Annotated in this window: 6 protein-coding genes; all 6 read right to left on the bottom strand. The window is 35.4% G+C overall.

Annotation, left to right across the window (positions count from 1 at the left end):
* Positions 1 to 148 precede the first annotated feature (148 nt).
* A complete protein-coding gene (locus DDE80_RS09205; RefSeq protein ID WP_108307369.1) occupies positions 149 to 910 on the bottom strand; it encodes a hypothetical protein in 762 nt (253 codons plus the stop codon).
* A gap of 57 nt (positions 911 to 967) precedes the next feature.
* Positions 968 to 1837, bottom strand: a complete 870-nt coding sequence (locus DDE80_RS09200) for a tyrosine-type recombinase/integrase (RefSeq protein WP_108307368.1) — start codon at positions 1835 to 1837, stop codon at positions 968 to 970.
* Between the two features lie 180 nt (positions 1838 to 2017).
* A complete protein-coding gene (locus DDE80_RS09195) occupies positions 2018 to 3781 on the bottom strand; it encodes a DNA primase family protein (RefSeq protein ID WP_108307367.1) in 1764 nt (587 codons plus the stop codon).
* Between the two features lie 12 nt (positions 3782 to 3793).
* Positions 3794 to 4306 (bottom strand): hypothetical protein, encoded by a 513-nt coding sequence (locus DDE80_RS09190; protein ID WP_108307366.1) that lies wholly within the window; start codon positions 4304 to 4306, stop codon positions 3794 to 3796.
* A gap of 18 nt (positions 4307 to 4324) precedes the next feature.
* Positions 4325 to 6115, bottom strand: a complete 1791-nt coding sequence (locus DDE80_RS09185) for a DNA polymerase (RefSeq protein ID WP_108307365.1) — start codon at positions 6113 to 6115, stop codon at positions 4325 to 4327.
* Between the two features lie 187 nt (positions 6116 to 6302).
* A complete protein-coding gene (locus DDE80_RS09180; RefSeq protein ID WP_108307364.1) occupies positions 6303 to 7295 on the bottom strand; it encodes a hypothetical protein in 993 nt (330 codons plus the stop codon).
* Between the last annotated feature and the right edge of the window lie 553 nt (positions 7296 to 7848).

Raw genomic sequence — 7848 nt, 5'->3', positions numbered from 1 at the left:
GACCATAAGCTCTCTCTTTGAAGAATAGACTGCAAATTATTGATGTGTGTTAAATGGTAGAGTAGGATAGTATCTGCCAAACTTGTCACCTCACTTTTAACCTATAAAGGTTATTTTACCATACCCCCATTATAAGGAGAAGTTACAGCTACGGCTTTAGCAAGGCATCTACCTCCTGCTTAAAACCGTATTTTTGAAAGAACTCAATCAAAGCTACTTCAAATAACACTCGTTGTTGAATATTGTATTCATTACAATAATCTGCTATCAAATCATGTAGAGTATTCATCATTTGAATAGTCTTAGTTCGTGCAACACCTGGGACTAAATAGCGAGGGATTTGCATATTTTCATTGGATTGTAATAATTCCATAAGCTTTTCCTGATGTTCACCTAATAGCTGTAACAATGGTAAGTAGTGTAACATCTGATGTGTTAAGGTCTCGTGATTCATCGGTACTATCGGTATATCGTTATCCTTAGATGATGAGTAAGGGGATGAGGCTACTTCTTGAGAATTATTCTGTACTACCCCTACTTTTTTGCGATAGTTGCTTTCATCAGAGTGCCATTCGTACCCCTTGGCTTTCATATAATCTGCCATATCTCGATGATTTTTAAATCCTAATCGAATGGCAGTGGATTTAGGATCATTACCCTGTTCAAGGAAATACACAACTTTACCTGCTTTAGATGTATCCTTCAACTGAGGCATGGTAACCTCTACATTCGGAGTGTAAGTTTGGTTACGTGCATCCCAAGTATAATCTCGTCTTCGCATATACATATCTACTGATTTCCAACTGCTGTTACCGAACGTTTCAGCTAATTGTTCACGTGTTTTGCCGTTTGCTAATCCTTGAAGAATAGCTTCTACCTTTTCATCTAACGCTGGTAATGTTGATTTCATAATTATATCCCTCCAAATAAAGTACGCTACATAAGATACCCTATGTAGCGCTATAAATTATGAAAGAGAATTAACCGCTTCGGCTAGCTCTTCCATATTAGTATGTGTATAAATACTTGTCGTACGCACATCAGCATGTCCAAGGATCTTACTGATTTTCACAATGTTTATATTTTTGGATACTAACTGACTAGCAAAGGTATGACGTAAAATATGGCAGGTTACTTTTTTCTGCCATCCTAGCTTTTTGGTCGTGGTATGCAGCATCCGATTAATATATTGCTGTGAGAGCTCACCTGTTTTCTGTGTGGCAAAGAACTTGCTTGATGTAATGTACTTTGGCCGTATGTGAGCTTGATAATGTTGTAAATGGATTTTTAGCGTTTGGTGCATAGGTATAACACGACTCTTACCCCCTTTACCTTCAATAATACGAATTACATTCTTTTCAAAATCCACATCATCTAAGGTAAGGTTGGTACATTCTGATACCCTCGCTCCTGTGTACGCCATTAGACGGGCAGCTTCCTTAATGATAGGATGTTCAATTGCAGCAATTAATGTTTCCAACTCGCTTTCTGTGAGATGAATACGTTCAGCACGGTGGACTTTTAAGGGCTCGATGTCTTCTGCTACATTAAACGGTACAAGTTTTTGCTTAACTGCATAATGCAAACATCCCCGTATAGTAGCTAAATACCGATTAACACTTGATGGGGAAACGTTATCTTCATTCTTACGTTTTAGTAAATAAGCTTCTACGGTTTCTTCTGTGAGATCGTCTATATATACTGAACCGTTGAACTGTCCCTCTAGATACTGGTTGAACAGTCTTAAATCCGACTCATAGCCTCGAACAGTTTCTTGACTGCGGCCTTTGTTTTTCATTTTGTCAATATGAGCTTCAATGACGTCTTTTAATAACATGCCAACACCTCCATAGTATAAATAAGTACATAATAATAATATATGCTTGAAGCCCTTATCATTGCGTTTAAGGGGTTAAGGTGGCTTGCTAAAGAAAAACTATTTTTACAAATTCAACTGTATATTTTGTTCCAGTAAGTTTTTCATTCATAAGCCACCTAGACCACCAAAATTTTAAATTTAGTAAACAGAAGAAACATAATCATTATTGGATCCAGACAGTGTTGTGAATTTTAAATTAGTAAAGTACATTTCACCTTGGATTTTAGATAACTTCACTTGCCAATCATGTCCTTCTAACTCTGTATTAAACTGGTCCAATACGGACTGTTTAGATAACTTCCTATAATTGCTTATGCCGCAGTCGCTTAGCCACTTCTCAAATTCTTTTGTAACGTCTGCTCGTTTGATTTTATTTCCGACTGAGTGTTGAATGCATTCCTCGAAGAAAGCTGCCATTGGATTTTGTTGTCGTTTGTATTCTGCAAGTGCTTCATCAGATGCTTTACAAGGGGTTAAATGGAAGTTATTTTCCTTTAACATTTGTAAGCCTTTTAATGCAAAATTCATAATACCAGGTAGCTCTTGTTTTAATTCATCCAATAAAGAGGGGTTCATGTAGTCCACATTAGGTTTCTTTTTCTCACCATGCTTTAATTCATAGTAAGTTTTATTGAATGGCATGATTTGCAATCTGCGATAATAACCATCTGTCTTATCATCAGAATCCATCATTTTATTTAAAAGGATGATTAATGTGGCTGAAATATGAGATGAAAATGCGTTCTTATATTTCATTTCGATTTCGACCATGTCACCTGACGTTAGCATTTTAAAATCTTGTGTATTAAAAGTTGACTTCATTTCATTTTCCGTTGAAATGTTGGCTAACTTCCCATTAATATTTTGCATAGCAAACGTACCATTCAACTTACTAAGCGGGGTTGTAGAAACATTAACCTTACCAATTAACTGCGTAATGATTTCTGCAAGAACGCTTTTACCATTGGAGCCCTTACCTAAAAAGATAAATGCCTTTTGAATTAGCACCTTGCGCAGTAGAACATTTCCTAAAAGTTGCTGAATGAGAAGCACACGTTCCTCATCGTCCTCGAAAACATCGGATAAAAAAGCCTCGAATTTTGGACAGGTAGCATTTGGATCGTACATATAATCAAGTTGGTTTACCGTATAAAGTGCTGGCGAATGTTCCAAAAACTCACCAGTAGTTACATTAAAAATACCATTAGTAAAATTGATTAAATCATGAGTGCCTTCTGCAATGGATTCTTGCATTTTAACCAATCCTGCTAATGCCGCAATATAATTGCTTTCATAACTTGTTGACCACATCGTATCGTCATACTCATCTAAGATTTTTCGGAATACTTGTTTTAACAAAGGTATCTCCGCTTTTTTATAAAAGCCTTTAGACGAATAAATGTAATAGTCACCACAATGACTCTGTACTAAATGAAATCGCATTAAAGCATATCGTGTAAAAGTATTGATTTCTAATCGTCTTCTACCTTTCTCGTCATAATAAATACCACGGTGTTGCTCTTGATCGTACTGTTTCAATGCGAATACATCTTCTAAAGGTGAAGTATTCATGCTATCGCCTGTATAGCCTAACAAGCGAATCGTTTCGTAGTTGTATTGTGAGATGGAAGCAGTTTGTTTAGCTGCTTCCGTTTCATCTTTAAGAACTATTTGCTGTTCATCTGAAAGTTGATTGGTTAATTTGGTCAGATAATCCGTAATATCTTCTAGTGTTGAAAAAATATTAGCTAAAACTTTTAACAAATCATCAGTTAACATATTGGGATTATTTAAACACCACTTAAAGAACGGGGTTTGTTCCAAATAATTCACTATACGCTCATTTGCATCTTTACGTAAATATTCTTTATAGCCTATTTGATTTTGATTTAAATATTGCATTATTAGCTCCTCCTAAAACTCAATTGGTGACATGTTATTTTGTAAATTTAATAGCGTTAATTCATCCACATTGGCAAAAATACGACCATCATTCATGTGATTATGCTTGATAGACACTAAGCATTGTTTGCCAATTAAGTTACTAACAGCAAAGCCATCACGCGCATCTGCTCCTAAAAGAACGGATAATTGCTTCACATATAATGAAGTGATTGAGGCTGTTTTCCAATAAGTCATCACGATGTCTACTGGGTTTGTTTCATTTGGTACTAGGATTGAATACGTGACTTTAATGCAATCATTCAGACCATATTTGGTTGGCAAATTTTGCTCTAATTTAGCATCTGTTGTAACGGCGACAAATTGTCCTTCACTTACTTTAGGAACATACTGTTGCTTACCAATCTGTGCAGAAACTTTTTGCTTATTTTGCTGCGCTTTCGCCATCATCTCTAAAAACTTCTCATTTGCTGTTACATTTGCTACTTGTTGCATTGCTTGAATTTGATTGTTGTTTATTTCCATTTCCTTCACCCTTTTTCATTATTTTGACCAATAGCTTTCAATCTTTATATCTACTTCTATAGGAATACTAGGTATTATTTGCGACATACCTCGTTGCATCGTTTCTAAGAGTATTTCTTTTGCTTGGTTTGCGTCCGCTAAAGGTACCTCTAATACAATTTCATCGTGTACCGCGGCAATCAATTTCCATTCTTCTTGGAGTTTTGGCAAAAGAAATTTTAATGCTTCCTTTACCCCTTCAGCCCCCGAAGATTGAATGGGATAGTTAAAGCGACTAATAGCTCCTTTTCGTAATTCAGTTGTCTCCGCAGACCAATAACGCCCACCTAACGTGAAAATACAATCACTTTGTAGCATTTGATTTTGATAGGTTAACACATTGGCATACAATTCAAAGTATCGGTTACGAAATACCTCCGCCTCATCTTTGGATAAGACTTGTCCAGTTGCAGCTTGGATTTTTCTTTGTAGACCGTATGCCGTCATACCATATAACAAACCGAAATTGATGACTTTGCCAATTTTCCGTTCTTCACTTGTTATAGCTTGACCAGGTGGCTTCCCAAGAACGGCTCCTGTAGTTTTGGCATGTAAATCTTCACCTGTTTGAAAAGCTGCTATCAGCTCTGGATCTTTTGTAATCTCCGCTAAAATACGCAACTCAATCGTGCTATAATCAGCAATCACAAATACGTTCCCTTTAGAAGCTTTTACATATGGCTTTGCAATAGAAGGTAGCCCCTGTAAATTAGGTGCTTTGCATGACATTCTCGATGTATCTGTACCGATGACTCTCCATTGACCACGTAACCGACCATCTTGCCCGATATGTTTCGCAAGTTTTTCTCCATACGTAGACAATAACTTCTTCAGCTTTTTGTACTTACGAAGAACAGGTATCACTTCATGCAAATGTTCCACCTTTGCTAACGATTCATCTGTCACTGAATCTAATTCAATCCCTTCACTTAACAACGCTGCTTTAACTTGTTGATGTGAAGAAAGGTTTAGAGTGGGTATTTGAAATAATTCTGTAATGTACGTTTCTAAACTACTGGCTTCTTTTTCGATTGCATCAAGTTCTTGCTGCCAGCCCGCATAATCGAATGGTATGCCATTTAAATTTAGTAAGACAACAACTGGTAACATAGCAACTTCTCGGTCTAACACAACATCTAAGTGCTTTTCTGCAATTTTAGCTTTGAGTTGGTGGTACAGATGGTAAGTCACTTCCGCATCTTTCAATGCATATCGTTTATGATCTTCTGTGATGTCAGATTGCCAATTCGTTTCAGCTTGTAAAGTTTTATCTAAGATGATTCCAAGATGTTCAAAGGCTAATGCTAGGAGCGAATTATTAGATTTGGCTGTATTGTGCAACACTTGCCCCATCAACATCGTATCTGTGTAATTGACGACAGGATAGCCCTTTGCCGTTAGCCATGTGGCATCAAATGCAGCATTGTGAAACACTTTTAGGATGGATTCATCTTTTAAAATATCTGCCACCTGTGCTACATCTTCTGTTACGAATTGGTTTTCTTCGCTAAATACACTAATCAATCGAATATCACCATCACTTGGATTTAAGCTTGTCGTTTCAATATCCACTGCTACTAAGGTTGTAGCGGTTAATAGTGACTGTCCTTGATTACTTAGCAGAAACATTGTATTTTGCTTATGCCGTCTTAGATCCGTGAGTAATTTAATTGCCTGCTGATTAGTAAGCACATCTTCAGATTTTGGTTGGCAACGTACTTTCTGATCCAGCAAACTAATCTCAAAGTACTTCTGAGCTAGTTGTAACATGTATTGCGCCCTCCTCTATTCAGTTTTCAAAGAACATTTGTATTTGTAATGGGTGGTTACCCTTTACAATTAGTATCATCTCATATAGCTCCCAGTTCGAGGGTATCTCAGAATGAGTAATTTGACACACCCCAAAAAGCAAAAAAAAGACAATAATGCAAGACGCACTATTGTCCTATGTAGTTGGCTATAATCGGTTTTTTAATATTTTCTCCATTTTTTCTTTTTCTTCTTGGGAGATATTTACCTTTGTATTTTCATTTGTCTGCTCCGCCTGATGTTCCTGTATTGCTTGCTCTAAAACTTCATACGGAGAATTCATTCCATTTGCTTCAAAATAATCTCTTTCATTACTCAATTCAAACAATTCATGATTTTCGTAATTAGACTTTCTAAATTTCTTCAATTCTTCAATTAGCTGCTTTTCACTCATATTCAACTGCTCCGCATATTCCTGCAATGTCTCTTGGACTAGTTGATTTTTTTTCATTTTAGTATTCAATAAATCCTTAATAACTAAGCGATCTAGTTTGATTTTATTTTGGAAAGGGTCATAAGTTTTAAACCTTTCTTCAGGCTCAAGTTCACTTATTTCTTTAAAACTTTTTTCTATAATTTCCTCAAACCGAATGTCAGACATAATCTGGCGAATGGATTCAATTTTCGTCTTTAATTTCATCATTTCTTCTATATAGTACAGATGTACAATTTCATCATCAGCAGGACTAAGCATTATATTAAAATTAGGGAGTGATAAGCTTTGCAAATATTTATTCAACTGTTGCCTTTTGTTAAGAGAAATCAATTCTACCTTAGCTAATTGCGAATGTAAGTATGACTGATTAAGAATCTCATTTTTCAAGATATTTTGAACGTGTGAAACAAGTTCATTGATAACTTTTAGGTTGCGTTCTTTAGGATGCTTTTTCATCTCCTTAAGGTACACTGAATGATTTTTTATAATTTGCTTTACGTCACTTACTGAATGTGACAGAAATGTGTAACCATTATTATCTTTAAATAGATTCTCATCAATACCAACAGCATTAAGAACTTGCACAAAATATTTACAATTATTAGAATTTTTTTCTTTAGTAATTGGACTATCTACCTTTCCTAGTCCATCTTCTTCACTTATCAGTTCTTCCGTAATTTTATACATTGTTGTGCGTCTATTCATCCTCCATCGTATCCTTTCGTTTATTTTTATTGTACCATATATAATATTTACAATTATTAATTGATATAAGTTTTCTCGAATTATAACTGACTTGAGAAAACAATGCCCCCTAAACCCCTATCCAGATAAAACAAAAGAATACTCATTTTCTTATGTAGCATCCTATTACATGAAATTTCATAACAGCTTGCAAAAAAATATAACCCCCTATCATTTGCTCTATATGTAGGAGGCATTTTTTATGTTTTTTTGAAATATTTTTTTATTTAGACTAGATTGTAAATAAAGTATGAATGAACTCAACTTTCAGTTCAAGTCAATTATAATTGAAGTTCAGTTGATTTCTAATTGAATTAGAAGTCGTTGGTAATCTTTAGGAAACAACATTTTTACATACCGTCAGCTACAATTCTTGGCATGAACTAACCTAGTACTGTTTGATACATTGAGTAACTTCCCTTGAATTTTGTATTATTACAGCCGATCCACTGCATCCTGCTTTTCGGCTTTTGAAATGTTAATGTAATGCTTCATTGTTGTATTCAAATTCGCA

The organism is Metalysinibacillus jejuensis (assembly GCF_003057615.1).
In the GTDB taxonomy this organism is placed as follows: Bacteria; Bacillota; Bacilli; order Bacillales_A; family Planococcaceae; genus Metalysinibacillus; species Metalysinibacillus jejuensis.
This window is presented reverse-complemented; position numbering and strand designations above follow the sequence as displayed.